The sequence below is a fragment of the Natronoarchaeum mannanilyticum genome (assembly GCF_039522665.1).
Lineage (GTDB): Archaea > Halobacteriota > Halobacteria > Halobacteriales > Natronoarchaeaceae > Natronoarchaeum > Natronoarchaeum mannanilyticum.
Genome location: NZ_BAAADV010000002.1, coordinates 66,182 through 92,388 on the forward strand (window position 1 = coordinate 66,182; position 26,207 = coordinate 92,388).

Sequence of the window (26,207 nt, forward strand, 5' to 3'; positions counted from 1 at the left end):
CATTGCGCGGGTCGCCTGATGGCGACCACGCGCGGCCCGGCCCTCCCCCGTCGGCGCGACACCGGAAGACGCTGCGCGTCTTCCGAGCTCACGCTCGCTTCGCTCGCGTGAACACAAGAGTCGCGCCCGGCCGCGCGGTTGCGGTGGCGCGCGCTGTCGAGCCCTTGTGGCGAGACAGCGCCGTGCGAGGGACGACTGAGGGAGCAGCGCGACCGAAGGAGTCGGATGGGGAGGACGAGGTTGCGGTTGGGCGGGAATGAAAGGGGCCGCCGCGCTCGATCCGGTGAGACGACGCAAGCACTGGACTGAGCGAGCATCGCGAGCGAAGGAAGCGCGCAGCGAGTCGCAACCGGTCGAGCGCGGCGGGGGCTTTCAGGAAGTTATCGTCGAGTGCTGTTCCAGAGAGTGCGGCGGGGGCTTTCGGGGTCCTGTACACGCCTGCCCTCCGTCGATCGAACCAACACACCAGTACCTCGCAACCCACGCTGAAAGTCCCCGTCGTCGTAGGTCACGTATGACCACGCTCAGAGACGAGGACCGCGCGATACTCGAAACGCTCGAAGACGCCAACCGGAGCCTCGACGCCATCGCGGAGGAACTCGACCGCGATCCCGACGACCTCGACGACCGCCTGCAAGAACTCCACGACAACGGGCTCGTTCACGCGAAGGGCGAGGGCTGGTCCCTGACGAGAGACGGCCGGAACCTCCTGCGCGCGCCGGGCGACGGCAGCGCCGACGATCGGATCGACACGCCCGAGGAGGTCGAAGCCGCAATCCAGTCGTTCCAGGTCCGGCCCGACAGGACCGACGCCATCCGCGCGGCGTTCGCGTACCTCCGGCACTGGGACGAGGCGACCGCGGGCGAGATCGCCGCCGACGTGTACGACGAGCACCCCGCGGGCTACCCCGACCCCGACGAGTGGTGGGAGCAGTTCGTCCGCGAGTACCTCGCCGAGCTGCCCGGCGTCCAGCGCCCCGACGACGGCGAGACGTGGCGCTACGACGAGACTGCGGGCGACGGGGGAACTGCCACGCGAGACGACGCCGCGTCGGCCGACCGGCCTCGCAAAAACGGTCGCGAAGTCGACCTCGACGAGCCGACCGACCCCCGCGGCGGGCTGAAGCACGCCCTCGAAACACTGGACGCCACAGACGCCGAACGGGACGCCGTCCTCGCCGCCGCGGCGTTGCTGCGCGAGCGCGGCACCGCGACCGAGGACGAACTCGCGGCCGCCGTCCACGCTGCCCACGACCCGGGCTACGAAACGCCCGAGGCGCTCTGGGAGCGGTGCCTGCGTCCGGCGTTCGAGTCGCTGCCCGAGATCGAGCGCCGATCCGAGCGGCAGTGGCGTCACGCCGGCGCGACCGGCGAATCGGCGTCCGGAGCGACACCGGACGCCGCCGACGAGCTCGATACGGGAGCGGACGACGCAACCGAGGCGTCGGACGCCGAAACCGAGACGGCGGACGACGACGTCTGCCCCGTCTGCGGGAAGCCGAGCGCCGGCCGGTCGGTTCACCTCGGCGGCGAGACGATCGTGCCGTCGCGACGATCGCGCTCGTGCGTGCGCGCGACGCAGGTCGACGGCGCCGCGGCGATCACGATCTACTATCACGACCGCGAGCGCGGGTGATACCACCCGAACGCTTGCGCGACGTTTGCGCGTCACTTGTTGGCGGGCCAACAGTTAACAGAGCCAAGCGCGTCGGTTCAGGTACGGAACGGAGACGTTCGACGGCCGAACTGCGGAACGGGGGATTCACGAAATCATGAGCGCATTCAACGCGATCGGAGAGGACCGAGAGGTAGACCGCGACGAGTTCACGCCCGGGATCGAGCCCCAGCCGACCTGGTGTCCGGGCTGTGGCGACTTCGGCGTCCTCAAGGCGCTGAAGGGGGCGATGGCCGAAGTCGGCCGCTCGCCCGAGGAGACGCTGGTCTGTACGGGCATCGGCTGCTCGGGCAAGCTCAACAGCTACTTCGACAGCTACGGGTTCCACACGATCCACGGCCGCGTGCTGCCGGTCGCCCGCGCGGCCAAGCTCGCGAACGACGGGCTGGAGGTCGTCGCCGCGGGCGGCGACGGCGACGGCTACGGCATCGGCGGGAACCACTTCGTACACACCGCGCGGGAGAACCACGACATGACCTACATCGTGTTCAACAACGAGATCTTCGGGCTCACCAAGGGCCAGACCTCGCCGACGAGCCCGAAGGGTCACAAGTCCAAGACCCAGCCGGGCGGGAGCGCGAAGAACCCGCTGCGGCCGCTGAGTCTGTCGCTGACCGCCGGCTCGTCGTACGTCGCGCGGACGGCCGCGGTCAACCCGAACCAGGCCAAGGAGATCCTCGTCGAGGCGATGGAGCACGACGGGTTCGCGCACATCGACTTCCTCACACAGTGCCCGACCTGGAACAAAGACGCGCGACAGTACGTGCCCTACATCGACGTTCAGGAATCCGACGACTACGACTTCGACGTCACCGACCGGCGCGAGGCCCAGGAGATGATGTACGAGACCGAGGACGCGCTGAACGAGGACAAAGTGCTGACGGGCCGGTACTTCGTCGACGAGGATCGGCCGTCCTACCAGGAGGAAAAGCAGGCGATCGGGGAGATGCCCGACGAACCGCTCGCGGAACGGTACATGGACGACGAGTACGACTGGGACGCCGAGCGCTCCTACGACCTGCTCGACAGGCACACATGAGCGACTCACCACGCAACGGCGCCCCCGACTCGACGCCGGGGACGAGCGGCGGCGCGCCGCGCGACGCGATCTACGAGAGCACCGATCCCGAGGCCGAGCGCCGCGAGGCCCGCACCGGGCCGGGCGTCGACGACCGGTTCAACTCGCGGCTCCGCGAGGCGTTCGGTTCGGTCCCGTTCATCCTCACGAAGTTCGACACGTTCATGAACTGGGTGCGGGGCTCCTCGATGTTCATGCTGCAGTTCGGGATCGCCTGCTGCAGCATCGAGATGATGCACACCTACGCGGTCAAACACGACCTCGACCGCTTCGGCTCCGGCGTCCCGCGGGCCAGCCCGCGGCAGGCCGACGTGATCATCGTTCCCGGAACGATCGTCTCGAAGTTCACGCCCCGGATGAAGCGCGTCTACGACCAGATGCCCGAGCCCAAGTTCGTCGTCGGCATGGGCAACTGCACCGCCAGCGGCGGGCCGTTCCAGCAGGGGTACAACGTCGTCAAGGGCGCCGAGGAGGCGATCCCGGTCGACATCCAGATCCCCGGCTGTCCGCCCCGGCCCGAGGCGCTGGTCTACGGCGTCGTCAAACTGCAAGAGCGCATCGCCAACGGAGAGTCCTCGCCGGTGGTCGTCAAACCGTACGAACTCGAACAGTTCAGCGACCTGCCGAAGGACGAAGTCGTCGACGAACTGGCCGACCAGATCGACGAGGACGACCTCGTGATGCGGTACAACTGGGCCGATTCGCCATGAGTCGACAGCGAGATCCCCTTCCCGTCGGCGTCACCGAGGACGGCGGCGTCGACTACGACGAACTGGCAGAACTGCTCGGCGAGCGCGTCATCGGGCGCGAGGATCACGTCAACGCCGGCGGGTTCGTGATTCGCCCCGACGCCGTCCAGAGCGTGCTCTCGACGCTCAGAGACGAGGCGGGCTTCGACCACCTATCCTGTCTCACCGCCCAGGAGTACGAGGATCGCTACGAGTCGATCTACCACCTGCGAAAGTTCGACGATCCGACTCAGGAGGTCAACGTGATCGTCCCGGCCTCGAAGACCGGGCCGGTCAGCGAGAGCGCCGAACCCGTCTTCCGGACGGCGGACTGGCACGAGCGCGAAGCCTACGACCTCGTCGGCATCGAGTACCAGGACCACCCGGACCTCGAGCGGATCCTGCTGCCCGAGACGTGGACGGGCCATCCGCTCTCGCTGGACTACGATCAGGACAAGCCACAGATCGTGGCCTACCGCGCTCACGAGAACCCGCTGCAGGACCACCACAGCCCCGAAGGGTCGAACACGATGTTCGTCAACATCGGCCCCCACCACCCCGCGACCCACGGCGTCCTCCACCTCGAAACCGTGCTCGACGGCGAGACGGTCGTCGATCTGGAACCCGACATCGGCTATCTGCACCGCTGCGAGGAGCAGATGGCCCAGCAGGGCACCTACCGCTACCAGATCATCCCCTACTCGGATCGCTGGGACTACACCGCGAACATGCCCAACGAGTGGGGCGTCGCGCGGGCGATCGAGAGCCTCGCCGACCTCGACGTTCCGGAGTACGCCCAGGTGCTCCGGACGATGGCGACCGAGCTCGGGCGAATGCTCGGGCACTTCCTCGCGGCGGGCACGTTCGCGCTGGACACGTACGGCGACTTCACCGCGATCTTCATGTACGCGATGCGCGACCGCGAGAAGGTGCAAAACATCCTCGAAGATCTCACCGGCCAGCGCATGATGTTCTACTACTTCCGGCTGGGCGGGGTCGCCTGGGACCTGCCGGAACCCCGCGACGAGTGGTTCGACAAGGTGCGGGACTTCCTGAACGACCTGCCCGAGACGATCGACGAGTACCACAACCTGTTCACCGAGAACGAGATCTTCCAGTACCGCACGATCGACACCGGCGTCATCTCGAAGGAGACCGCCAAGCAGTACGGCTGCACCGGCCCGGTCGGCCGGGCCTCGGGGATCGACTACGACGTCCGCCGCGACGACCCCTACGGCTACTACGACGAGCTCGACTGGGACGTCGTCACGGCGACGGAGGGCGACAACTACTCGCGGTTCATGTGCCGGCTCCGCGAGATCGAGGAATCCGCCAGAATCGTCGACCAGTGCATCGACCTGCTCGAAGACTGGCCCGAGGACGAGCGCGAGATACAGAGCAACGTCCCGCGGACGCTCCGCCCCGAGGCCGGCAAGGAGGTGTACGAGACCGTCGAGATCGCCAAGGGCGAGCTCGGCGTCTACATCCGCTCGGACGGCACCAACAAGCCCGCCCGGTTCAAGATCCGCAGCCCGTGCTTCCACAACCTCCACGCGCTGCCGGAGATGGCCGAGGGCGAGTACGTCGCCGACATGATCGCCTCACTGGGGAGCCTCGACATCGTGCTCGGGAGCGTGGACCGATGACCGACCGAACGGAGGCCTCACGACGATGATCGGACTGCTCAAATCGATGGCGACGACGATGAAGCACGCGCTCGACGGCAACACGTTCACCGTCGAGTACCCCGAAGACGCGCCCGAAGTGTCGCCGCGCTTCAGGGGGATCCACAAGTTCAGCCAGGAGCGCTGTATCTGGTGCCGGCAGTGCGAGAACGTCTGCCCGAACGACACCATTCAGATCGTCACCGACGAGCAGCGCAACCCCGAACAGTACAACCTCCACGTCGGGCAGTGCATCTACTGTCGCCTGTGCGAGGAGGTCTGTCCGGTCGACGCGATCCTGCTGACCCAGAACTTCGAGTTCACGGGCGACACCAAGGACGATCTGGTGTACAACAAAGAACAGTTGAAGACGGTGCCGTGGTTCAAGGACATCGATCCGCTGGAATCTCGGGAGCCCGATCGCGGCGCGTGGATCGGCGAGGGCGAGGGGACGGTCGACTATCAGTGATCAGGTGGCTGGTCCCGTACGCTCGCCGCGTCGACGTCGAACTGCGACCTTGACGCCGCGAGCGACGCCCAGCACGAGGAGCACCAGCCCGCCGGCGAGCGTCAGGTAGACGCCGAGCTCGGGCTCGTACCGCTCGACGGATCGGTACTCGGCGAGCATGGTGCTCGCGGCCCACAGTATCAGGACGGACGCCGCGACGAGAAACGGTGCCGGCGAGACGTCGTATCGACGGGCGATCAGCGTCCCCAGGACCGCAACGAGAGCGCCGAAGACGACGAACATGTCGAGTCCGTGAATCCCGGCCCGGAGTCCCTGCACCAGTTCGCTGGTGGACACGAGCGATCCATCGGCGGTACGAACGGGGATCTTCCGCACCCACGGACGCCACGCGCCGACGACCGCGAGCGTCACGGCAACGAGCGTCCCTGCTTCGGTGCGGGAGGGGAGTGACGGAGGCACGTGTGACCCGTCGCGTCACAGCGGCATCAGTTTTCGGTCGTCAGTTGTTTACGAGCCGTTCCACTGCGCCTTGCGCTGCTCAGCACCGCCCGTTTTTGGAGGGGCCCGAGCCTGGCAATGGACGACAAAAAGCGGCTGCGGATAGTGAGAGGCCAGTCGACTACCAGTAACCACCCAGCGGATGCGGTGGCGCGCGCTGTCGAGCCTTCATGGCGAGACAGCGCCGCGCGAGGGATGAGCGAGGGAGCGAAGCGACCGAGCGAATCGGTTGGGGAGGACGTGGTGCTGTAGGGTGGGGAATGAAAGGGGCCGTCGCGCTCGATCCGGTGAGGCGACGTAAGCACCGCAGGCCGAAGGCCGAGGAGCGCAACGAGCCGCAACCGGTCGAGCGCGGCGGGGGCTTTCAGGGTGTTCGAGGAACCGAGAATTCCAGAGAGCGCGGCGGGGCTTTCTGGTGGTTGGAGGTCGCTACTACCGTTTGAGCGAGGCCGGGAGAGCCTTCAATCCAATCTGTAGAAGTCGGCGGGGTATTGCACAAGCGTTACTTTCGGCTGGCGTTCAACCTATCTCATGAAAGCGCCCTGCGTGCGAGTCGCCCGCGAGCGCGGCGAGGAGACGCGCCGCGCGCTCGCGGACGCCGACCTGGTCGCCGAGGACGTCGAGATCGACGCCGACGACGGCGTCCTCTACATCCCCGTGACCGACCCCGACGCCGTGCCCGAGAAGTTCGAGGTCGTCAGCCGCGACCTCCCCGAGCGCTCGACGCCGGAGATGCCCGCCGACATCCTGGGGTACGATCCGAGCCTCGAACGCCTCGGCGACGTCGTCATCCTCGACGAGGACGACCCCGAGCGCGCCCGCGAGATCGCCGACGCCGTCGTCGAGTCGGCGCTGCCCGTCGAGACGGTGCTCGATCGCGCCTCGAAGATCAAGGGCGAGCAGCGCGTGCGGGACTGGGACCTGCTGGCCGGCGACTCGACCGAAACCGTGCACCGCGAGTACGGCTGCGAGTTCCTGCTCGACCTCGACGAGGTGTACTTCTCGCCCCGGCTCGCGACCGAGCGCCACCGCGTGACCGAGCAGATCGAGTCCGGCGAGCGCGTGTTCGACATGTTCGCCGGCGTCGGCCCCTTCGCCGTCCCCGCCGCGAAGCGCGGCGCGACGGTCGTCGGGACGGACGTCAACGAGCGCGCGATCGAGTACTTCCGCGAGAACGCAGAACGCAACGGCGTCGCCGATCGGGTGACTGCAATCGCGGGCGACGTCCGAGACGTGGCGGCCGACTACGAGGGGTGGGCCGACCGGATCGTGATGAACCTGCCCCACAGCGCCGACGAGTTCCTCGACGCCGCGGTGCGGATCGCCGGCGACGACTGTCTGATCCATTTCTACGATATCCAGCACGAGGACGACCCCTTCGCCCCCGGCGAGGCGGCGATCCGCGCGGCCGCCCAGCCGGCGTACGAGGTGACCGTCGAGAACCGCCACGAGGTGCGGTCCTACGCGCCCCACGAGCTGAACGTCTGTCTGGACGTCCGGCTCGCGGCGAGCGAGTGAAGCGGGTGCGAAACGGTGACGCAGGACAGCGGGCGGGCGACTTCGCAACCCTTAAGCAATCCATCGGGCGTATGTTTGAGTGCGAACAGCGACACCGCGCCGGTGTAGCTCAGACTGGCTAGAGCGATTCCTTCGTAAGGAATAGGCCGGGGGTTCAAATCCCCCCACCGGCTTCCTTTTCCCGCGACCAACTCCGCTACCGTTCCCCGTTTCGCTGCAGGCCGAACGCCCTCGTTCGCAGGAGCGCCTCCTGATAGTCGTCTTCGACGGGCCTGAACACGGGGTTGACGAGCAGATCGCCGTCCATCTCGACGCCGGCGCCGCCCATCGTGTACACCTGCGGCTGGACGAACTCGCCCTGATCGACTTCCTGTTCGGGATCGACAACGTACCCGACGCGCTCGCTGTAGTCGGGCAACTCGGCGTCCCGGTCGACGAACATCGCCACGAGCTCGCCGTCGCGGTACCGTATCATTCTGGTGTTGTACGAGTCTCCGAGCGCCGTTCCGTCCGCCAGCGTGACTGCCGGCGACCAGTCGATCACGGGCGACGTGATGATGAACTCGCCGATCGACTGGAAGTCCTGCTGGAACATCGCGAACTCGTACTCACGGTCGATCACGAAGTCCGGGTCGTCGTCGTCACCGTCCCTCGGATCCACCCCGTCGCCCGAGTCCGTCTCGTTCGTCTGTTGTCCGGCGGCGACGCCCGAAGAAAGCCCGACGACGCCGCCGAGCGCCAGCGCCCCGCTCCGGAGGACGCCGCGTCGCGATTCGTTCCAGCCGGTACTGTCGTTCTCGGAATCGTTTCGTGTCATAGTATATCGGGGGCCGACGCGCTTTCGGTCGCGCGCTTCGGATTCGCCGAGAGCGAGGGCGACGCTCGGGTGGCGCGCTGCTGGCGTCCCTATCGTACCGGTGCGGCCGGCGTCGCACAGAAGGGCTCCTGGCCCGCGCACGCCGAAGAGCGCGCTCGATGTCTGACCCGGATTGGAACTGCGGTTCCGAGCGGAAAGTTATAGAGTGCGTACTCGGCGGCGTTTTCATTGCGGGTTCGGTCGGGGAAAAAACGGCCGCTTACAGCGCCTAACTTCGGCTTCGGCGATACGTCAGTGTGGCGACCGGATCTTCGACGACCGGCTCTCGGCGTCGTTGAGGATACGGATTCGGTTCGGTCCGCGTCCTTCGGATCCGCTATCGGACTACGTCCGCTTTCGGTCGTCCGGAGCGGTGACCGGCGGCTATAACGTCATCCTTGGCGCGCCGACGCCTCGAACTTTGGAGGCGCGTCGAGCTGCACTCGTCACGCGTTACGACGGCACGCGACACGATCCCCTCGCGGCGGGCGAAACGTCGGTCACTGGTCCGGCAGTCATCGCGCCGGATCGCGTAGAGGTTTTACTCCGCACCGGCTTGCCGTTCCGCCCGCTGTTACCCGGCCGGTCGATCTCGAAATCGCATCGGAGAACCCGTTCAGGCCGAATATCGGTGCGAGTACTGCCGCACTTCCGGCGGTTCGTACTGCTCGCCGTCCCTCGTGTGGGTGCGAGCGCAGTTCGGACAGGCGTAGGCCGCCCGATCTGACTCGGCGATCTCCACCCGAGCGCCGCCGCACCGCCTGCAGATGGGTTCGGTGTCGTTCCGCTCTGTGCCGGCCTGTCGGCGTCGGCCACCGACGACCTCGCTCTGGCGTTGAGAAATCGCCATGTGGTCAGTAACGAGTCTTACTTAATTAATAGTGTACAATTTCACGGCGAGTGATCGTTTGAGGATCGGAGTAACACGGCCTATCGCGGCCGCTCGCCGCGGCAAACGAGGTGCCGTAGCGGCGCCCGGGTCGAATTAGCGACAACGGACGCCGCCGCAGCGGCGCGACGGCGCGACCGCGTCGACGCCGCCACGGCCGTCACTCGCTCAGTCGTCGCCGTGGCCCTTCTTTTTGCCGCGGCCGTGATCGTCGTCGTTCCAGACGTTCCCGAGCAGTGTTCGGATGTCCTTCCCGGTAATCCGCCCGTCGTCGTTCGCGTCGTAGAGGCTCACCAGCGGGCCGTTGCCGGTGATCGAGCCGGCGCTCTTGATCGATAGCGTCGTCGTGAGGTCGCCGACGGAAAGCTCGTAGTCTCCCGGTTCGACGATCTTCGACTGAATGGCGGGGACGTCGCCCGGGACGACTTCCAGGGCCGAGAGGTCGGCCTCGATGTTCACAGTTTTGGTCTCCCCGGCGTCGAGGTGGACGCGCTCGTAGCCCAGCAGCCGGCGCAGCGGCTGGAGCACCGAGCCGTACGACTGCGTGTTGAACACCTCGACGACGTGTTCGCCCGCCATACCGCCGGTGTTCTCGACGTCGACGCTGGTCCGTACCGTTTCGGCTTTCGCGGGATCCTTGACCGAACTCGGCGCCACCGAGAGGTTCGAGTACTCGAAGTCGGTGTAGCTCAGGCCGCGCCCGAACTCGTACAGCGGGGAGTTGTCGGTCGCGCCCGTCGACGTCGGCGGGTAGCGGTTGTACGGCATCGGCACCGTCCCGACGGGCGTGCCGGGGTTCCGGGGCCAACTGAAGGCCAGCTTGCCGGAGGGGTTGTACTCGCCGACGAGCGTCTCCGCGACGGCGACGCCGCCGTCGCTGCCGGGCTGGCCGGCGAACAGCAGCGCGTCGAGCTGGTCGAACGTCTCCGAGTCGCCGCGGGGCGCTCCGGCGAGCATGACGCCGACGACGGGCGTGTCGTCGTCGGTCTCCTCGTCGACGACGTCGACGAGCGCCTGCTGGGCCTCGTCGAGGACGAGCTCGTCGCGGTCGCCGAACCCCTCGTTGTGACAGCCCTCGCCGATCACGACGACGACCGCGTCGGCGTCGGGCGCGGCATCGCGGACGGCGTCTTCCTGATCCTCGGTAAAGTCGAAGTTCCCGTTCTCGTCGCTCTGCTGATTCTGGCCGTCGCCCTGGCCGGCGTACCACGTCGAGTTCTCGTAGGTCGTGGGCACGTGGGTCAGGTCGTCGACGCGGCTCTCCAGCTCGTCGACGAGCAGGCTCTGGCGCGGGAACGGGCCGCCCGCGCTCGGACCCTGCCAGCCCAGCGACCAGCCGCCGTGTTGCATCAGCGCGCGGGTGTTGTTGCCGTCCCCGTCGACGCCGGGCCCGGTCAGCAGCACGTCCTCGTCGCCCGACAGCGGGAGCGTTTCTTCGTCGTTCTCCAGCAGTACCAGCGACTCTTTCGCCAACTGCTCGGAGGACTCCTGTGCGCCTCCGAGGGTCCCGCCGATGCGCGATTCGTCGACGGTCGGCTCCTCGAACAGGCCCAGATCGACCTTGAGTTCGAGCACCTTCCGGACGGCCTCGTCGATGCGCTCCATCGGGATCTCGCCGTCTTCGACCAGACTGACGACGGTGTCGATGAACTGGACCGGCCCCGGAGCGGTGCCGCCGTTGCCGATCATGTACATGTCCACGCCCGCGTTGATCGCCTCCTTCGTCGCGGTCCGGAAGTCGGGCGCGTAGTCGTGGTTCGAGAGCATCCGATAGAGGTCGTCCCAGTCCGAGAGGATCAGCCCCTCGAACCCGTAGCGCTCGCGGAGCACCTCCGTCAGCAGCCAGTGGGAGGCGTGGGCGGGCTTGCCGTTGACCGCGCCGCTGTTGACCATCACCGTGCCGGGCTCGGCCTCCAGCGCTTCCTGATACGGCGGGAACAGGTTCGTCCGGAGATCGCGCATCGACGTCGACGCCGGGGCGCGATCGTTACCGTTGTTCGGGATCGAGTACGCGCCGAAGTGCTTGACGCAGGCGGTCATCCGGTCGTCGTCCTCTAGCGCTCGAGCGCGCGCACGCGAGATATCGCCTTCGAGCTTGGGATCCTCGCTGATCCCCTCGAAGAACCGGCCCCAGCGCGGGTCGCGCTGGAGGTCAGTCGTCGGCGCGAACGTCCAGTGGGCGCCCATCGACGCCGTCGCGTCGCTGGTGTGGCGCTCGGCCTCGGCGACGAGCTTCGGATCCCGCGTCGACCCCATGTTCAGCCGCTGGGGGAGCGACGTCGCGCCCTCCAGCAGGACGTTGCCGTGGGTCGCGTCGACGCCGTAGAGGAACGGGATCCCGTGGTCGGCGTGTTCGAGGTTGTACGCCTGGAGGTCGTTGATCCCCTCGACGACCTCCTGGGCGTCGAAGCTCGGCGGCGCCGCGCCGCCCGAGAGGATCGACCCGACGCCGAGCTCCGAGAAGTACTCGCCGAGCGTGTCGACGCCGAAACTGGCCGGCAGTGGATCGTCTTCTCCGTCACCCGAGGTCGCCTCGGGATCGAAGGTGCTGACCGCCACCTGCGTCATCTGGGCGGCCTTCTGTTCGAGCGAGAGCGACTCCAGAAGCTCGTCTACGTCGACCTCGTCGTCGTCGCCGCCCGCGGCGGCCTCGCCGGCGCCGATCGCCGCCGTCGCCGTGGCCGCCCCGGTCGCCTTCATGAACGTCCGCCGCGACGCGTCCGCGTGCGATGCCTCGTCGTGACCGTCACTGTCGTGTGACATTCCACGCGACCGTACCGAAGAGGGATAATTTGTAATTGAGTTTGTAATTATATTTCATGTCGGAGACGCTGGTCGGTCGGCGTTTACGGGGATTTTACCGCTCACATAGCGCTGGGCTACCCACCTCCGCAGCGATTGGAGTGGAGTTCTACTCCGCGCCGCCGTCCGACGCCGCGCCTCGATCTTGCATCGCGTGACAACTTCCTCGGAAGCCCCGTGGGATCGTCGCGCTCAAGGGCGGCGTCGCCGAACCCCGATCCGATGGACGCCCACCGGTACCACTACGACACGGTCGTCGCCGCGATCCGGCTGCTCGACGAGCACGACGAGGCCCTCGGCGAACCCGACGAACTGCGCGATCGGCTGATCGAACTCGGTGGAATCCTGCGGGACGGCGTCGAGGACGACGCCGAGTTGCGCATCGGCGACCACGACGTGAGCCACCTGTTACCCGACGAGGAATGACCACCCGGTGGCGCGGATCGTTGCGCGTCTGACTAAGAGTTAAGTTTCCACCCTCACTTGGCAAGTACATGGAGACGACATCGGAGGAGATCACCGCCCTCGTCGGCAGGGAAGTGTACTCGAACAACGGGGTGTTCGTCGGGGAGGTAGAGGACGTCCGCCTCGACCTCGACAACCAGCAGGTGACGGGACTCGCGCTCCACGAACTGAACCCGGAGCTGTTCTCGGGCTACGTGGGCGACTCTCGCGGCGTGTTGATCCCCTACCGCTGGGTGCGGTCGGTGGGCGACGTGGTGCTGATCAACGATATCATCGAGCGACTCCGCCCCCGGGAGGAAGAGGGCGCAGACGAAGTCGTCGTCTGACCGGCGGCACGCTCTTTTCACGGCACCGTGCGAACCTCGCCGCCCCGGCGTTTTCGGTCCGATCGGACTCCGGGATCAGGGGCCGGTGTAGGCGCTGCCGCCGGCTGCTCCGGTGATCCGTCGTCGCTCGTCGGCGTCCGCGGCCCGTCGACGGCCGTACTCCGTGTGAGCCATTATCAGATTCGTTCGATGTAATATCACTTCATTCTTTCCATCATCGCGGTTTCGTAGTCGAAAACTCCCGTCCGGCTCCCCTCCGGCGATGCTTAATCATTGTTCGGATAATACAAACGAATGAAAGATATGCCTTGGTTGCGGCCAATAAAATTAAGTGTTAACCGATCCTCAGGTGTACACAGAGATGAATTCAAATTTACTCGACAGGCAACTTGACGATATCCTCCGCGAACTACTCGCCGAATCCGACGACGAGCTCTTCCTCGTGAACCCCTCGCGGGAAGCGATCGAGTCGTTCGTCGACGTGGCGACGGCGTTCGAGGACGACCGGCCGCTGGTCCGACTGCTCGCCGACGAGCGAACCCTGAAGGACGTGATGGACGACTTCATCGTCGCGAGCAACACGGCCGACCTCGTCGACGCAGACGTGCTCGAACTGCGCACGACGGAGTCCCCGCCCGGGAACTCGCTGGCGCTGACGGCCGACGCCGTCGTCGCGCTGGTCGACGCCGGCAGCCAGGTCGGCGGCCTCGTCTCCGACGACGACGGGTTCGTCGAGTCGGCCAGCGACGCCTACCAGAGCCGCTGGGAGAGCGCCGACGAGTACAACCTCCGCACGCCGCCGATCACGCGCGTCCGCGAGACGCTCTCCGAGGAGATCAGCCCCGAAGCCGAGGACGACTTCAGTAATATCCTCGACTCGCTGGAGACGGCTCGCGGCGACGGCGACGGCCTCGACGAGGTGACGATCAGCCTGCTGGTCGCCGCCAAGAACGAGGCGCTGCTGTACGACATCAGCAAGTGGGGCGAGGACGTCGGCATCGCCAGCAAGGCTACCTTCTCCCGAACGAAGACCAAGCTCGAGGACATGGGCCTGATCGACACCGAGAAGGTGCCGATCGACGTCGGCCGCCCGCGCCTGCGTCTGAAGCTCGGCGACGATCGCCTGACCGACGCCGACAACGGCCAGCTCGCGACGACGGCGCAGTCGATCCTCAACTAAGCCGGTCTGCGGTTCGATTCTTCTGCCGTTCCGACCGCGAGCGTAGCGTTCGACCATCGCGCGTTCGGCCGGCGCGTCCGCGGCCGACGATCCAATGTCGCGACGATTCCGACCCTTTTACCGGCGTACCGACGGAGACACTGGCATGGACGTTGCTATCGTAGGATCCGGACCCGCCGTCGACGCCGTGGAGGCCGCGCTCGGCGACGTGGACGTGCGAGCGCGGTCGGCGTCGGCCGGCGAGATCGGGGCGGCCGACGTCGCGGTGGTCTGTGACCTCGCGGGCGCCGAAACGTTCGAGCGCGCGAACGAGGCCGCTCTCGCTGGCGGGACGCCGTGGCTCTCGATCGAGGTCGGCGGCGTCGGCGGGCGCGGCGTCGACGAGCTGGACGCCGCGGTCGCGGGGTACGCGCCCTCGACGGGCTGTCACGACTGCCTGCGTGCGCGCGTCGCCGCCAACGCCGAGGACGAGCCGGTCGAACCGAGCGCCGACCGCAGCGCGGTGCGGATGGCCGGCGCGGTCGCGGGCCGGGAGCTGGTCGCCCTGCTCTCCGGCGAGGAGTCGTCGCTGCTCGGCGGCGTCGTCGAGGTGCCCCACAGCCGGCGCGAGTTTCTGCCGGTGCCCGACTGCGAGTGCGCCGAGACGTCCCCCGACCGCACGCTCGACCGGGACTACGAGTCGCTGCCCGTCGAGGACGCGCTCACGCGGGCCGAACGCGCGCTCGACGAGCGCGTCGGGATCGTCCGGTCGATCGGCGAGATCGAGTCGTTCCCGGCGCCGTACTACCTCGCGCAGCTCGCCGCGACCGACGGGTTCAGCGACGCGAGCGCACCCGCCCAGGCCGCCGGCGTCGACGACGACTGGAACCCGGCGTTCATGAAGGCGCTCGGCGAGGCCCTGGAGCGCTACGGCGCGGCCGTCTATCGGACCGACGACTTCGAGAACGCTCCGCCGGGCGATCTCGACGACGCCGTCCCGCCCGCGGCGTTCGTCCTGCCCGATGGCGCCGACGCCGATTCCGCCGGCTCGTTCCCCTGGATCGAGGGCGAGGAGCTGGCGACCGGCGACGCGGCGAAACTGCCCGCCGAGAAGGCCGTCTTCCCGCCGCCGGAGCGCCGGTTCGGGCCGTCGATCACGACCGGACTCGGGCTCGGCGCCTCGACGGTCCAGGCGCTGCTCTCGGGGCTGTACGAGGTGATCGAGCGCGACGCGACGATGCTGGCGTGGTACTCGACGTTCGAGCCGCTGGAACTCTCGGTCGAGGACGAGGGGTTCGACGCGCTCGCTCGCCGCGCCGCCGGCGAGGGCCTCTCGGTGACGCCGCTGCTGGTCACGCAGGACGTCGACGTTCCGGTCGTCGCGGTCGCGGTCCACCGCGAGGGGGAGTGGCCCCGCTTCGCGGTCGGCTCGGACGCCGACCTCGATCCGGTCGCGGCGGCGCGGGGCGCCCTCGCCGAGGCGCTCCAGAACTGGATGGAGCTGCGTTCGATGGGGGCCGACGAGGCGGCCGACCAGAGCGGCGCGATCGGCGCGTACGCCGAGTTCCCCGCGGAGGCCGAAGCGTTCCTCGACGCCGGCGGCCCGGTACCCGCGGACTCGGTCGGCCCCGACGACCCGCCGACGGGGACCGCCGAGCTCGACGCCGTCGTCGAGCGGGCGAGCGACGCCGGCCTGACGCCGTACGGCGTCCGACTGACGCCGCGCGATCTAGACCGGATCGGCTTCGAGGTCGTCCGCGCGCTCGCGCCCTCGGCCCAGCCGCTGTTCACCGGTGATCCCGTCTTCGGCGAGCGAGCGCGCTCGGTGCCCGACGATCTCGGGTTCGAGCCGCGACTCGATCGGCGGATGCATCCGTATCCCTGACTCGGGCCCGACTCGGGGGCTTCGGACCCGATCGCGCTATAGTTTTAAGAGACCGTCTACCGTACAATTACGTGGTGTGCCAATTATACGCATGAATGGGATCATCGAGGGGGAGGGTCGACCGTGACGACCGAGTTCGAGCTCCCCTGCGCGACCTGCGGGGGCGACCTGACACAGCGGACGATCGCCGGCGACGCGCTCGACGTCGACGTCGCCGAGACCGTTCCGGTCGCCGAGTGCGTCGACTGCGGGGGCCGGTACTTTCCGGAACGGACGCTGAACAGAGTCAGTTGAACACGAAATCGAGCGGCGGTTCGCCGCTCAGATACCCAGCGTCGCGCGGAGGAAGTCCCGCGACCCGGGGCCGAGTCCGACCGCCAGCACGGTCACCAGCAACAGCAGCGAGTAGCCGGGGCTCTCCTCGAAGATCCGCTCGTCGAACACCCAGACGACGAAGACGGCGGCGCCGAGCTTGACGAAGATGAAGGGCCACGTTCCGCCGATCGTTTCCGTCATCCACGCCGGCTGTATCTGCGGCGTGACGTTGTGAATGAACCCGTTGACGACGTGTTTCGGGGCGTACGCGGGGAGTCCCAGTTCCGGCCCGAAGTCGAGGCTGAGCACGTTGGCGATGCCGTCGACCAGGTGGCCCCAGATGATCACCAGCCCCATGTAGCCGGTGCCGCGGTTAACGTGGGGCGCGAACCGCTCGATCGCCAGCCACGTCGCGCCGGCCAAAAGCGTCGCGCCGCCGAGCGTGACCAGCGGAACGACGGCGTTGAACTCGACGACGTCGGCGACCTGTATCGCGTACGCCAGCCACGCCAGCGTGATCGAGAGCGCGGCGGTCCCGGCCGCCGCGAGCGGGACCTGGAAGCGCTCGACGACGTCGCGGTGTGCCAGCGCGATGCTGCCGAGCACGCTCACGAGCGTCACGAGGAACACGGTGAAGTAGATGAAGGGGCTGATGAACAGCGCGCTGAGCGGGAACGAGATCGCCACCGGCGACCCGGGATCGACGGCGACCGAGACGTCCTCGACGACCCGGAGCGCTCCGCCGAAGAAGACGAACGGAACCAGCGCGTAGAACGTCGCCGGGGAGTAGTCGAAGTCCAGCCGCCGGATCAGGAAGTAGACGCCGACGAGCATGAACACCAGCACCAGCGCGTACGTGACGGTCGAGACGGTCGTGTACCCCGGCGTCGCCGCGTAGCCGGCCGCCTCCTGGCACTGGGCGACCGAGTCGTAGAACGTCGTCTCGCCGTTGTGACGCACGGCGCACGCCTCGCCCCGGGTGCCGTCCGCGACCACGGGACCCCAGTAGTAGCGCCAGAGGAAGCCGTCGTAGACGCGGCCCGGGAAGAGGGCGGAGCCGAGCACGAAAAGAGAGGTGATCGCCCCGGCGACCGCGACCCACGCCCGGGCGGGATCGATCCGATCTGACAGCTCGTCCATACAGGAGTGCCCGTATGCGCGGGGTTTCAGCGTTCCGGTCTCGGGTACGCGACGCGCACGAGCCGGCGCCGACCGAATCGAGGACGTCGGAGCGACTCAGTCGTCCGCGCCGACGGCCTCGACCAGCCGCTCGTGAGCGCGGCCGTTCGATGCGATCAGTCCGTCGCTGTCGACCGTCCAGCGGTCGCCGTGAACGTCGGTGACGACGCCGCCGGCCGCTCGGACGAGCTGTACCCCTGCGACGGCGTCCCACGGGTTCGGCGGAATCGGCGTCGCCGCGCCGTCGAGCGCGCCCGACGCGACCAGCGACAGCGTGGCCTGCGCGGAGCCCAGCCGGCGGAGGTCGCCGAACCGCTCGCCGAGCCGAGCGATCGTATCGCCGTACTCGCCGCCCTCGGTGAACCCCCACCACATCGCGATCGCGACCGCGAACGCCGCCGGGTTCGAGCGCTCGCTGACCGCCATCGGCTCGCCGTTCATCCGGGCGGTCGACCGGTCGGCGACGTAGACGTCGTCGAGCGCGGGCAAGGCGTTCGCCGCGGCGATCGGCTCGCCGTCCTCGACGGCTGCGACGCTGGTCGCCCACACCTGGATCCCACGGACGTAGTTGGCGGTGCCGTCGATCGGATCGACGATCCACGCCGGCCCGTCCGCGGGCACGTCCTTTCTGGCGTCCTCTTCCTCGGCGACGATCGGCACGTCCGGCGTGGCGTCGCGCAGTTCGGTTAGTACCGTCCGCTGGGCCGCCCGGTCGGCCTGCGTGACGAGATCGGCCTCGTTCTCCTTCGTCTCGACGTCGAGTCGACCGCGGAACGTCTCGGCGGCCGTCTCGCCGCCTGCCCGTGCCGCGCGCTCTGCGACGCTCGCGGGATCGTCGATCTCCATGGGTCGAGTACCGCCGCCGCGGCAGTTAGGGGCGTCGATGCTCGGCCTCCGATCGCCGCCGCGCGGTTTCTCGGCTGCGCTACTTGCCGAACGACTACCTGTGTCGATGCTATTACAAGGATTGCAAACCACTCGACTACTAATGGAGGCCGTCCTGTGGTACGTGTTTACGGGTACTCGGGGCGGAGCGAACCGCGCGCGGATTCTCCGGGCGATCGACGATCGGCCTCGCAACGCCAACCAGCTCGCGGAGGACCTCGAACTGGACTACAAGACCGTTCGCCACCACCTCGACGTCCTGCAGGACAACGAGATCGCCGAGAAGAGCGGCGACGACTACGGCGCGATCTACCTGCCGACCGACCGGGTGCGCCACCACTGGGACACCGTCGAACAGATCCTCGAACAGGTGAACTAACTATGTACGAATTTGGGAAAGAGTATAACCGGACTGGATGGATAGAGGTGGACAGATGACGCTCTGGGTCGACGTGGTGCGCGTGGCAGTCCTCGCGAACGTAGCGCTGTTGCTGGTGCTTGGCTACGTCTGGGGACGGAACTACCTGCAGTTCCGATCGAAGCACACGCTGGGACTGCTGCTGTTCGCCGCGTTCCTGCTCACCCAGAACCTGCTGAACCTGTACTTCTATCTCGTCCATCCCGACCTCTCGCCCTGGTGGCACAGCGCGGCCGTGCCGCCGATCGTCTGGCGCGCCCAGATGCTGCTCCACGTCAGCCAGACGGTCGGCCTGGCGTTCCTGACGTGGGTCACCTGGGACTGAGCCTCGCTGTCCCGCCGGTCGCTCGTATCGTTCGCGCTCGTTTTTATATTCCGTTCGCTCGCCCCCCGATATCGATATCGCCGCATAGATGGACACTGTACGCGTTTTGGAACGGAATACGAACGAAATTGGGTGACAGTTCGGGAAACCGACTTTAAATACCTCTCCGACCGTCGGAGTATGCGGCAACGCATCACCGCGGCACTGATGATCGTCGTCGTGACGACCAGCGTCGGGCTGGTCGGCGCGGCGCCCGCAGCGGCGGGAGATACAGCAGCGGCAACCTCGAACCACGCGGCGTCGGTGACGTTCGCCGATCAGACGTCCGGCGGCACGACGGTCACCGTCGACGAGGTGACGCTCCCCGACGGCGGCTTCGTGACGATCCACGACAGCAGCCTCGCCGACGGCGAAACGCTCGGCAGCGTCGCCGGCACGAGCGCGTACCTCGAAGCGGGCACCCACGAGAACGTGACGGTCACGCTCGCGGACTCGCTGAACGATGACGAGCGGCTCACCGCGATGGCCCACCGCGACACCGACGGCGACCGCGCGTACACGTTCGTCTCCAGCAACGGCGAGGCCGACGGTCCCTACACCGCCGACGGCGGCGCCGTCGCGGCGAGCGCGAACGTGACGGTCTCGGCCGCGGTGTCGATCTCCGACCAGCCCACCGACGGCGGCTCGATCGTCGTCGACTCGGTCGAGCTCTCGGAGGGCGGGTTCGTGACGATCCACGACGCCAGCCTGCTCGACGGCGAGACGTTCGCGAGCGTCCGGGGCACCAGCGAGTACCTCGAAGCGGGCCACCACGAGAACGTGCGGGTCCACCTCGACGACGAACTCTCGGAGAACGCGACCGTGATCCCGATGCCCCACACCGACTCGAACGACAACGAGATGTACGACTTCGTCGCCGAAGAGGGCGGCGCCGACGGTCCCTACGTCGACGACGACGGCGCGATCGTCGACACCGCGACCGCGACAGTCCAGGCCGAAGCGAGCGCAACCTTCGACGCTCAGGCCTCGGGCGGCAACCACGTCACCGTCGAGCGGGTGTTCGTGCCCGAGGGCGGCTTCGTCGCGATGCACGACTCATCGATCAACGACGGCGAGACGTTCGACAGCGTTCGCGGCACCAGTGAGTACCTCTCACCCGGGCTGCACCACGACGTGACGGTCGCCCTCGACGATCCGCTGACCGAGGACGACACGCTCGTCGCGATGCCCCACACGGACTCGAACGGTAACGAGACCTACGACTTCGTCGCCGAGGAGGGCGGCGCAGACGGCCCCTACACCGCTGACGGCGGCGCGGTCGTCGACGTCGGGATGGTCACCGTCTCGGCCTCAGTCTCGCTCGCCGACCAGACGTCCGACGGCACCAGCGTCGTCGTCGAGGACGTCGATCTCTCCGAGGGCGGGTTCGTGACGATCCACGACTCCAGCCTGTTCGCCGGCGAGACGCTCGGCAGCGTGATCGGCACGAGCGCGTACCTCGAAGCGGGCCACCACGCGAACGTGACCGTCACGCTCGATGAGCCGATCAGCGAGACGCGTTCGCTCGTCGCGATGCCTCACACGGACTCGAACAGCAACGAGATGTACGACTTCGTCGAGAACGAGGGCGGCGCCGACGGTCCCTTCACCGCCGACGGCGGCGCGGTCGTCGACGCCGGGACGGTGAGCGTTCCGGCCGCAGTCTCGATCAGCGACCAGGAGAGCGACGGATCAATCGTCGTCGACTCCGTCACGCTCTCGAACGGCGGGTTCGTCACGATCCACGACGCGACGGTTCTCGACGGCGCTGTGTTCGATAGCGTTCGCGGCACCAGCGAGTACCTCGGTCCGGGTACCCACGAGAACGTCGAGATCAGTCTCGACAGCCCCTACGAGGAAGACGGCGTCGCGGTCGCGATGCCCCACATGGACACGGACGGCGACGAGACGTACGACTTCGTCGCCGACGAGGGCGCGAGCGACGGGCCCTACACCGCTAACGGCGGCGCCATCGTCGCCGACGCGTCGGTGATGGCGTCCGGCGGCCTGGACGAATCGGACGGGATGAACGAGTCTGACGACATGGACGACTCCGACGACATGGACGGGTCTGACGGGATGGACGACACGGACGAGTCCAGCGGGATGGACGACGCCGACAGCTCGGACGACGAGTCCGCCGAGTCGGACGGCAGCCCCGGCTTCGGCGTCGCGATCGCCGCGCTCTCGCTGCTGGGCGCGGGCCTGATCGCCCTGCGGTCCCGCCGGTAACCTGGCGCTTTCGGCCCTCCCCACGCGTTCGACGCTCTTTTTCGCCGCCGATTTCGCACCGACGAGCGCCCGCTCGCGATACCCCCGAGCCTGCGGGACGCCGACCGCGCCGCGGCGCCGCCGATTCCACCGACTCCGTGGGACGCCGAAGTCGGACGACGTCCTACACCGGGCTGACCAGCATCTGCTGGTCGCCCAGGTAGCGCTGCATCCCCTCGGCGGCCCGGTAGGCCAGCGCGCCGACCGTGCCGGTCGGGTTGTAGCCGCTGTTGTGCGGGAACGCCGACGCGCCCGGGATGAACAGGTTCTCGGCGTCCCAGCACTGGAGGTAGCTGTTGACGACCGACTGCGAGGGGTCCGACCCCATGATCGCCCCGCCGGTGTTGTGCGTCGACTGGTAGGGGACGATGTCGAAACTCCCCTCCAGGGACGTGTTGCCCTCGACGGTCTCGGCGCCCATCTCCTCCATGATCTCCACGAGCTGCGGGCCGATGTGCTCGACGAGATTCCGGTCCTGCGGACGCCAGTCGAACGTCATCCGCAGGAGCGGGTTGCCGTACTGGTCGGTGTAGGTCGGATCCAGATCGAGATAGTTGCGCCGGAACGGCATCACCGCGCCCTGGGCGGCGATCGACAGCGTGCTGTGGTTGTTCTCCAGGCTCCGGGCCTTGAACTCCGAGCCCCACGACGGGACGTCCTCCTGGACCGGGTTGTTCACGATCGGCCGGTCGCCCGTCTGGGAGATCGCGACGTTGCCGCCGTGGAGGAAATCGAGGTCCGCGTGGTCGAAGTTGTCGCCGTTGTAGTCGTCGATCGACGCCCCCAGCGCCCCGGCGCCCATGTAGAGGTTGAACTGCTCGTCGAAGAACCCTGTCGCGCTGGCCTGGAAGTTCTGGTAGCAGTAGTTCTTCCCCACGACGCCCTCGCCGGTCTCGGGGTCGTACGGCTCGCCGATTCCCGACAGCAGGAGGAGCCGAACGTTGTTGAGGACGTACGCGGTCAGCGCGACCGATCGCGCGGGCTGCTCGTACACGTCGCCGGTCTGCTCGTCGACGTACCGGACGCCGGTCACGCGGCCCGCGTTCTCGTCGTACATCAGCTCGACGACGTTCGAGTGGGTCCGGAGCTCGTAGTTGCCGGTCCGCTGGGCGACCGGAATGACGGTGAGGATCGGCGAGGACTTCGCGCCCCACTCGCAGCCGAAGCGCTCGCAGAACCCGCAGTACTGGCAGGCGCCAAGCTGAGCGCCGTCGGGGTTGGTGTACTCCTCGGAGAGGTTCGCGGAGGGCGCCATGAACGGGTTGTAGCCGAGGTTCTCCGTCGCCTCGATGAATCGCTCGAGCGCCGGCGGCGTCTCCATCGGCGGGAGCGGATAGTCCCGCGCCCGGGCGCCCTCGTAGGGGTTGCCCGCCTCCTGCGTTTCGCCCTGCAGGTTCCCGGCCGCTCCCGAGATCCCGGCCATGTACTCGAACGTGTCGTAGTACGGCTCGAGTTCCTCGTAGGTGATCCCCCAGTCCTGCAGCATCATGTTCTCGGGGATCGCGTCCCGTCCGTAGCGCTCGATCGTGTGCGAGCGAATCTGGAAGTCGTACGGCAGGAAGCGCCAGGTCTGACCGTTCCAGTGGACGCCCGCGCCGCCGACGCCGGTCCCCGGCAGGAAGGCGCCGTACCGCCGCATCGGCAGGGCCGTCTGGTCGACGTTGTTTCTGAAGGTGATCGTCTCCTTCGAGAGGTCCTGCATCAGCTTGTACCGGAGCGCGTACCCCAGCTCGTCGTGGACCGTCAGGAAGTCCTCGGTCGACACCTCGCCGCCCCGTTCCAGGCCGACGACCTCGTAGCCCGCCTCCGAGAGTTCTTTGCCCACGATTCCGCCGGTCCAGCCGACGCCGACCGTCACGACGTCGACCGGATCGAGTTGTTGTGCCATCTGTGATGTTCGGTCGTGCGCTGCAATCCGGCAGCGCGTCGTTGGTCGCCCCGTACTCGGTCCCGTCGCCCCGCTCTCTCCTCGATCTGCGATGGTCTACGCGCCGGCGGCGCCGCTCAGTGCGAGTGTCCCGAACTGTTCGCTCCTCCTCCTCCTTCGCCTGCGACGTTGCCGTCGCTGCCGCCGCCGTCCGACGCGTTGCCGCCGTCCGACGCGTTGCCGCCGTCCGACGCGTTGCCGCCGTCCGATGAGTTCCCCGTCGGGTCGCCGCCTCCGTCAGTCGCGTTCTCTTCCGACACGTTGGCGGCCTCGGTCACGTTGCCGGCCGCCGGATCGACGCCGCCGGTCGGTCCGAGATCGGCGACCTGATCGACGTCGTCGGCAATCGAGCGGTACTCCTCGGGCGCGACGTACTCCTCCTGATCGATGATCTGTCGGTAGCTGCCCAGCGCGCCCGGCGTCCCGGGGAAGTTCTTCAGTCGCCAGCCGACCATCTCGCGGTTCCCGCCGTACATCGGGTCGGCGAACATCCCTTCGAGGGTGTTCTGTCGCAGCATCCGGAAGAACGCCTCCGGCGTGACGCCCCGGAAGGTGTCGACCTCGCCGCGCTGGAGCGACTCGATCACGTCGTCCTGCTGGCCGGGATCGAGGTCGACGAAGCTCGACCCGTACTCGTTCTGGCAGTACTCCTCGACGTAGTCCAGCGAGTGGTCGTACACCTGGTTCGGCGCCATCGGGAACTGCCACCCCTGCGTGGCGCTGGGTTCGATGTTCTCGAAGGCGATCTCCGCGCCCGGCCCGGCGCGGTCGCCCTCCTCGACGAACGGCGTCACCGGTTCGACGCCCGCGAACGGTCCGTCCATGTACCACCGCTCCCCCCGGCCCCAGGCGTCGTTGAGCTGCCGGTCGATGAAGTAGACGACCCCCGCCTCGGGCGCGCCCGGCCCGTTCTCGTCGGACGGGTAGATGCGCGCCGTCATCGCGTGGACCAGCTCGGCCTGTTCGATCGTGAAGTACTGCAGCCCCTCCGGTTCGAGCTCTACCTCCTGCATCTGGTCGACGTCGAAGTCGTCGGTGAACCACCCCTCGGGGTCGATCGCCAGCCCGCCGGCAACGACGCCGCCGCCGACCTTCATCGCGTCTCTGCGCGTAAAATCGAGCGGTTTGTCTTGATCTGACACGCGTTGACATCCAACACTACCGTTCAAAACTGTATTCGAAGATCGGTTAGATAATCCTCATGTATCGTCTGTCGTGACACTCGTCGGTATCGAGGCGTCCGTCGACAGTGTTCGAGGGTTACCGGTACGCGATGTGACCGTAATTCGGCTGGCCGGACGAGCCCGCACCGGTCGCGCCCGCGTCGACGAATCAAGACCTGTCGCGAGCCAAAACGTCTCGGTCGACCCGGTATCCGCGAGCGGTGACCCGTGGTCGCGACGACACGTCCGCCGGTGAACAGCTACTGCAGCTGTCACGGCGCTACGCGCAGGATCATGCAGTCTCGCCCGGTCGTGCCGCCCCCGTCCGCGCCAGGCGCACGCCGACGCTCACAGAAGCGTGACGGCGACCCGGTGCTCGTCGTCGGTCGCCAGCGTTACCTCGTCGACGACGCACTCGCGGACCGCTTCGCGCCACGCCGCCACGGCATCCTGATGGCGTTCGCGGTGGCGCTCGCGGGTGTACTCGGCGTCGGGATCGGCGCGGAGGGCGTCTTCCGTCTCCGCCGGCTCGGGGTACGCGGGCGGCTCGTCGACCAGTTCTCGGGGACCGACGTGGATCGGCGCCGGCGCGTCGTAGGCGTCGTCGCCGGGGACGTGGAGCCGGGCTCGCATCCGCCCGCTGAAGGGTGGCGTGATCCGGAGCACGGCGTCGCCGCCGCTTCGCATCTCGGCTTCGAGCGCCGCCGCCAGATCGTCGCCGCGGACGGCGATCGACCGGATCGCGGTCGGATCGTCTGACTCCGCCATCGACGGCGGTTGGGGCCGAACCCACTTAGCGGTCCCGCGGAACGACGCTACCGCCGTACCGGGCCATCGCTACTGAAGTAGGAGTGTGAGAAGTTTGCGAGGGCAAGACGCTCCGTCTTGCCGCACTGTTTGGCAGTGCGAGGGATGCGATTTGAACGCATGGACCACGGGAAGACGGTCGCCTCGCTGACGCTCGGCGCTGCGACTTCCCTGCCTCGACTCGCTTCGCTCGCCGAGACTCTACAGGAGCGGATCTTGAGTTCGTCCCCGTACCCAGCCATTGCTACCAAAGCAGGAGTGTGAGAAGTTTGCGAGGGCAAGACGCTCCGTCTTGCCGCACTGTTTGGCAGTGCGAGGGATGCGATTTGAACGCATGGACCTCTACAGGAGCGGATCTTGAGTCCGCCGCCGTTTCCGGGCTTGGCTACCCTCGCACGCACCCGGAGGAACGAACTCGCCCACGTTTAAGGCATCGGTTTCCCGGAGTCCGGGGGCCGTCAGCGGTCGGCGTACGCCGCTTCGACGCGGCGCCGAAGTTCGGATTCCGCGGGCGCGTACGCGAGATGTGCTTCGCAGTCGCAGTCCGAGGCGCCGAACCCCTCGACCGGTCCCCCTGGAAGATCCCTCGCGACGGCACACTCCACGTCGGCGCCCGGCGCGCGAACGACGTCCCGGAGTGCCGCGGCGTCGTGGCCGAGGAGGTAATCGACGTGCCAGTGGCGCACGTCGTGCTCACCCGACGCGACGCGCCGATGGCGGTCGACGCGGGAGAAGCCGCCGGCTCCCAGCGCGGAGCCGGTGTAGGCGTACCAGCCCCGGTCGAGGGGGCGCACTCCCAGCGCGCCGACCGACAGATCGATCTCTCGGGAGAGTTCGATCAGCAGCGTGTACGTGCCGCCGTCCAT

Annotated in this window: 24 protein-coding genes and 2 tRNA genes; 15 read left to right on the forward strand and 11 right to left on the reverse strand. The window is 67.6% G+C overall.

Annotated elements, in window-relative coordinates; all coding sequences use genetic code 11:
• The first annotated feature begins 514 nt into the window (after window positions 1-514).
• From ABDZ81_RS08045 to ABDZ81_RS08065, 5 genes are all read left to right on the forward strand, one after another.
• On the forward strand, window positions 515-1,636 hold the full coding sequence (locus ABDZ81_RS08045) for a hypothetical protein (RefSeq protein ID WP_343773445.1): 1,122 nt from the start codon (window positions 515-517) through the stop codon (window positions 1,634-1,636).
• Between the two features lie 136 nt (window positions 1,637-1,772).
• Window positions 1,773-2,714, forward strand: coding sequence for a thiamine pyrophosphate-dependent enzyme (locus ABDZ81_RS08050; RefSeq protein WP_343773446.1), 942 nt, complete (start codon window positions 1,773-1,775; stop codon window positions 2,712-2,714).
• Window positions 2,711-3,463, forward strand: coding sequence for an NADH-quinone oxidoreductase subunit B (locus tag ABDZ81_RS08055; protein ID WP_343773447.1), 753 nt, complete (start codon window positions 2,711-2,713; stop codon window positions 3,461-3,463). Before ABDZ81_RS08050 ends, ABDZ81_RS08055 begins: the two co-directional genes overlap by 4 nt.
• Window positions 3,460-5,127, forward strand: coding sequence for an NADH-quinone oxidoreductase subunit D (locus tag ABDZ81_RS08060; RefSeq protein WP_343773448.1), 1,668 nt, complete (start codon window positions 3,460-3,462; stop codon window positions 5,125-5,127). The genes ABDZ81_RS08055 and ABDZ81_RS08060 overlap by 4 nt, the downstream gene beginning before the upstream one ends.
• 25 nt (window positions 5,128-5,152) lie before the next feature.
• Window positions 5,153-5,614, forward strand: coding sequence for a NuoI/complex I 23 kDa subunit family protein (locus ABDZ81_RS08065; RefSeq protein ID WP_256393821.1), 462 nt, complete (start codon window positions 5,153-5,155; stop codon window positions 5,612-5,614).
• On the opposite strand, the gene ABDZ81_RS08070 is transcribed toward ABDZ81_RS08065, so the two are convergent.
• Complete coding sequence (locus ABDZ81_RS08070; RefSeq protein ID WP_343773449.1) at window positions 5,615-6,073, reverse strand: hypothetical protein; 459 nt, start codon at window positions 6,071-6,073, stop codon at window positions 5,615-5,617.
• 570 nt (window positions 6,074-6,643) lie between these two features.
• Here ABDZ81_RS08070 and ABDZ81_RS08075 point away from each other — a divergent pair.
• Both ABDZ81_RS08075 and ABDZ81_RS08080 read left to right on the forward strand, forming a co-directional pair.
• Window positions 6,644-7,630, forward strand: coding sequence for a class I SAM-dependent methyltransferase (locus ABDZ81_RS08075; protein ID WP_343773450.1), 987 nt, complete (start codon window positions 6,644-6,646; stop codon window positions 7,628-7,630).
• 98 nt (window positions 7,631-7,728) lie between these two features.
• Window positions 7,729-7,803: transfer RNA gene (locus tag ABDZ81_RS08080), tRNA-Thr, on the forward strand.
• Between the two features lie 23 nt (window positions 7,804-7,826).
• Here ABDZ81_RS08080 and ABDZ81_RS08085 read toward each other — a convergent pair.
• The 3 genes from ABDZ81_RS08085 to ABDZ81_RS08095 all read right to left on the reverse strand — a co-directional run bounded on the left by ABDZ81_RS08085 (window position 7,827) and on the right by ABDZ81_RS08095 (window position 12,138).
• On the reverse strand, window positions 7,827-8,447 hold the full coding sequence (locus ABDZ81_RS08085; protein WP_343773451.1) for a hypothetical protein: 621 nt from the start codon (window positions 8,445-8,447) through the stop codon (window positions 7,827-7,829).
• A gap of 655 nt (window positions 8,448-9,102) precedes the next feature.
• Window positions 9,103-9,336 (reverse strand): zinc finger domain-containing protein, encoded by a 234-nt coding sequence (locus tag ABDZ81_RS08090; RefSeq protein ID WP_343773452.1) that lies wholly within the window; start codon window positions 9,334-9,336, stop codon window positions 9,103-9,105.
• Window positions 9,337-9,543: 207 nt separating this feature from the next.
• Window positions 9,544-12,138 (reverse strand): glycoside hydrolase family 3 protein, encoded by a 2,595-nt coding sequence (locus tag ABDZ81_RS08095; protein WP_343773453.1) that lies wholly within the window; start codon window positions 12,136-12,138, stop codon window positions 9,544-9,546.
• Window positions 12,139-12,399: 261 nt separating this feature from the next.
• Here ABDZ81_RS08095 and ABDZ81_RS08100 point away from each other — a divergent pair, with 261 nt between their 5' ends.
• The 5 genes from ABDZ81_RS08100 (at window position 12,400) to ABDZ81_RS08120 (ending at window position 16,306) form a co-directional block, all read left to right on the forward strand.
• Complete coding sequence (locus ABDZ81_RS08100) at window positions 12,400-12,603, forward strand: hypothetical protein (protein ID WP_343773454.1); 204 nt, start codon at window positions 12,400-12,402, stop codon at window positions 12,601-12,603.
• A 68-nt stretch (window positions 12,604-12,671) separates the two neighbouring features.
• Window positions 12,672-12,968 carry a PRC-barrel domain-containing protein gene (locus ABDZ81_RS08105; RefSeq protein ID WP_343773455.1) on the forward strand — a complete coding sequence of 99 codons (297 nt, stop codon included), beginning with the start codon at window positions 12,672-12,674 and terminating at the stop codon, window positions 12,966-12,968.
• A 361-nt stretch (window positions 12,969-13,329) separates the two neighbouring features.
• Window positions 13,330-14,148, forward strand: a complete 819-nt coding sequence (gene tbsP / locus ABDZ81_RS08110) for a transcriptional regulator TbsP (RefSeq protein WP_343773456.1) — start codon at window positions 13,330-13,332, stop codon at window positions 14,146-14,148.
• A gap of 145 nt (window positions 14,149-14,293) precedes the next feature.
• The gene (locus tag ABDZ81_RS08115; RefSeq protein ID WP_343773457.1) at window positions 14,294-16,012 is read left to right on the forward strand and encodes a YcaO-like family protein; all 1,719 of its coding nucleotides are present in this window, start codon (window positions 14,294-14,296) and stop codon (window positions 16,010-16,012) included.
• Between the two features lie 123 nt (window positions 16,013-16,135).
• Entirely contained in the window at window positions 16,136-16,306 is a 171-nt protein-coding gene (locus tag ABDZ81_RS08120; protein ID WP_343773458.1) for a hypothetical protein, read from the forward strand.
• Between the two features lie 27 nt (window positions 16,307-16,333).
• Here the strand turns inward: ABDZ81_RS08120 and ABDZ81_RS08125 are convergent, their stop codons facing one another.
• Both ABDZ81_RS08125 and ABDZ81_RS08130 read right to left on the reverse strand, forming a co-directional pair.
• Window positions 16,334-17,467, reverse strand: coding sequence for a DUF63 family protein (locus ABDZ81_RS08125; protein ID WP_343773459.1), 1,134 nt, complete (start codon window positions 17,465-17,467; stop codon window positions 16,334-16,336).
• A gap of 96 nt (window positions 17,468-17,563) precedes the next feature.
• Entirely contained in the window at window positions 17,564-18,352 is a 789-nt protein-coding gene (locus ABDZ81_RS08130) for an inositol monophosphatase family protein (RefSeq protein ID WP_343773460.1), read from the reverse strand.
• A gap of 142 nt (window positions 18,353-18,494) precedes the next feature.
• Between ABDZ81_RS08130 and ABDZ81_RS08135 the strand changes: the two genes are divergently transcribed.
• The 3 genes from ABDZ81_RS08135 to ABDZ81_RS08145 all read left to right on the forward strand — a co-directional run bounded on the left by ABDZ81_RS08135 (window position 18,495) and on the right by ABDZ81_RS08145 (window position 21,405).
• Window positions 18,495-18,770, forward strand: coding sequence for an ArsR/SmtB family transcription factor (locus ABDZ81_RS08135; RefSeq protein WP_343773461.1), 276 nt, complete (start codon window positions 18,495-18,497; stop codon window positions 18,768-18,770).
• Between the two features lie 55 nt (window positions 18,771-18,825).
• Window positions 18,826-19,134 carry a DUF8036 family membrane protein gene (locus tag ABDZ81_RS08140; protein ID WP_343773462.1) on the forward strand — a complete coding sequence of 103 codons (309 nt, stop codon included), beginning with the start codon at window positions 18,826-18,828 and terminating at the stop codon, window positions 19,132-19,134.
• A gap of 180 nt (window positions 19,135-19,314) precedes the next feature.
• Window positions 19,315-21,405, forward strand: coding sequence for a DUF7282 domain-containing protein (locus ABDZ81_RS08145; protein ID WP_343773463.1), 2,091 nt, complete (start codon window positions 19,315-19,317; stop codon window positions 21,403-21,405).
• A gap of 163 nt (window positions 21,406-21,568) precedes the next feature.
• Here ABDZ81_RS08145 and ABDZ81_RS08150 read toward each other — a convergent pair whose 3' ends face one another.
• From ABDZ81_RS08150 to ABDZ81_RS08170, 5 genes are all read right to left on the reverse strand, one after another.
• Window positions 21,569-23,332: a GMC family oxidoreductase gene (locus ABDZ81_RS08150; protein ID WP_343773464.1), complete on the reverse strand. Its 1,764-nt coding sequence runs from the start codon at window positions 23,330-23,332 to the stop codon at window positions 21,569-21,571.
• A gap of 116 nt (window positions 23,333-23,448) precedes the next feature.
• Entirely contained in the window at window positions 23,449-24,513 is a 1,065-nt protein-coding gene (locus tag ABDZ81_RS08155) for a gluconate 2-dehydrogenase subunit 3 family protein (RefSeq protein WP_343773465.1), read from the reverse strand.
• Window positions 24,514-24,882: 369 nt separating this feature from the next.
• Window positions 24,883-25,302: a DUF8009 family protein gene (locus ABDZ81_RS08160; protein ID WP_343773466.1), complete on the reverse strand. Its 420-nt coding sequence runs from the start codon at window positions 25,300-25,302 to the stop codon at window positions 24,883-24,885.
• Between the two features lie 350 nt (window positions 25,303-25,652).
• Window positions 25,653-25,736: transfer RNA gene (locus ABDZ81_RS08165), tRNA-Leu, on the reverse strand.
• Between the two features lie 63 nt (window positions 25,737-25,799).
• A complete protein-coding gene (locus ABDZ81_RS08170) occupies window positions 25,800-26,207 on the reverse strand; it encodes a GIY-YIG nuclease family protein (RefSeq protein WP_343773467.1) in 408 nt (135 codons plus the stop codon).

Bases quoted from the DNA above. Each gene is read 5' to 3' on its own strand.
- ABDZ81_RS08125 (WP_343773459.1), bottom strand. From the start codon at position 17,467: ATGGACGAGCTGTCAGATCGGATCGATCCCGCCCGGGCGTGGGTCGCG.
- ABDZ81_RS08140 (WP_343773462.1), top strand. From the start codon at position 18,826: ATGACGCTCTGGGTCGACGTGGTGCGCGTGGCAGTCCTCGCGAACGTA.
- ABDZ81_RS08145 (WP_343773463.1), top strand. From the start codon at position 19,315: ATGCGGCAACGCATCACCGCGGCACTGATGATCGTCGTCGTGACGACC.
- ABDZ81_RS08050 (WP_343773446.1), top strand. From the start codon at position 1,773: ATGAGCGCATTCAACGCGATCGGAGAGGACCGAGAGGTAGACCGCGAC.
- ABDZ81_RS08100 (WP_343773454.1), top strand. From the start codon at position 12,400: ATGGACGCCCACCGGTACCACTACGACACGGTCGTCGCCGCGATCCGG.
- ABDZ81_RS08160 (WP_343773466.1), bottom strand. From the start codon at position 25,302: ATGGCGGAGTCAGACGATCCGACCGCGATCCGGTCGATCGCCGTCCGC.
- ABDZ81_RS08060 (WP_343773448.1), top strand. From the start codon at position 3,460: ATGAGTCGACAGCGAGATCCCCTTCCCGTCGGCGTCACCGAGGACGGC.
- ABDZ81_RS08090 (WP_343773452.1), bottom strand. From the start codon at position 9,336: ATGGCGATTTCTCAACGCCAGAGCGAGGTCGTCGGTGGCCGACGCCGA.
- tbsP (WP_343773456.1), top strand. From the start codon at position 13,330: ATGAATTCAAATTTACTCGACAGGCAACTTGACGATATCCTCCGCGAA.
- ABDZ81_RS08150 (WP_343773464.1), bottom strand. From the start codon at position 23,332: ATGGCACAACAACTCGATCCGGTCGACGTCGTGACGGTCGGCGTCGGC.
- ABDZ81_RS08085 (WP_343773451.1), bottom strand. From the start codon at position 8,447: ATGACACGAAACGATTCCGAGAACGACAGTACCGGCTGGAACGAATCG.
- ABDZ81_RS08065 (WP_256393821.1), top strand. From the start codon at position 5,153: ATGATCGGACTGCTCAAATCGATGGCGACGACGATGAAGCACGCGCTC.
- ABDZ81_RS08095 (WP_343773453.1), bottom strand. From the start codon at position 12,138: ATGTCACACGACAGTGACGGTCACGACGAGGCATCGCACGCGGACGCG.
- ABDZ81_RS08170 (WP_343773467.1), bottom strand. From the start codon at position 26,207: ATGGACGGCGGCACGTACACGCTGCTGATCGAACTCTCCCGAGAGATC.
- ABDZ81_RS08130 (WP_343773460.1), bottom strand. From the start codon at position 18,352: ATGGAGATCGACGATCCCGCGAGCGTCGCAGAGCGCGCGGCACGGGCA.
- ABDZ81_RS08115 (WP_343773457.1), top strand. From the start codon at position 14,294: ATGGACGTTGCTATCGTAGGATCCGGACCCGCCGTCGACGCCGTGGAG.
- ABDZ81_RS08135 (WP_343773461.1), top strand. From the start codon at position 18,495: ATGGAGGCCGTCCTGTGGTACGTGTTTACGGGTACTCGGGGCGGAGCG.
- ABDZ81_RS08045 (WP_343773445.1), top strand. From the start codon at position 515: ATGACCACGCTCAGAGACGAGGACCGCGCGATACTCGAAACGCTCGAA.
- ABDZ81_RS08105 (WP_343773455.1), top strand. From the start codon at position 12,672: ATGGAGACGACATCGGAGGAGATCACCGCCCTCGTCGGCAGGGAAGTG.
- ABDZ81_RS08075 (WP_343773450.1), top strand. From the start codon at position 6,644: ATGAAAGCGCCCTGCGTGCGAGTCGCCCGCGAGCGCGGCGAGGAGACG.
- ABDZ81_RS08055 (WP_343773447.1), top strand. From the start codon at position 2,711: ATGAGCGACTCACCACGCAACGGCGCCCCCGACTCGACGCCGGGGACG.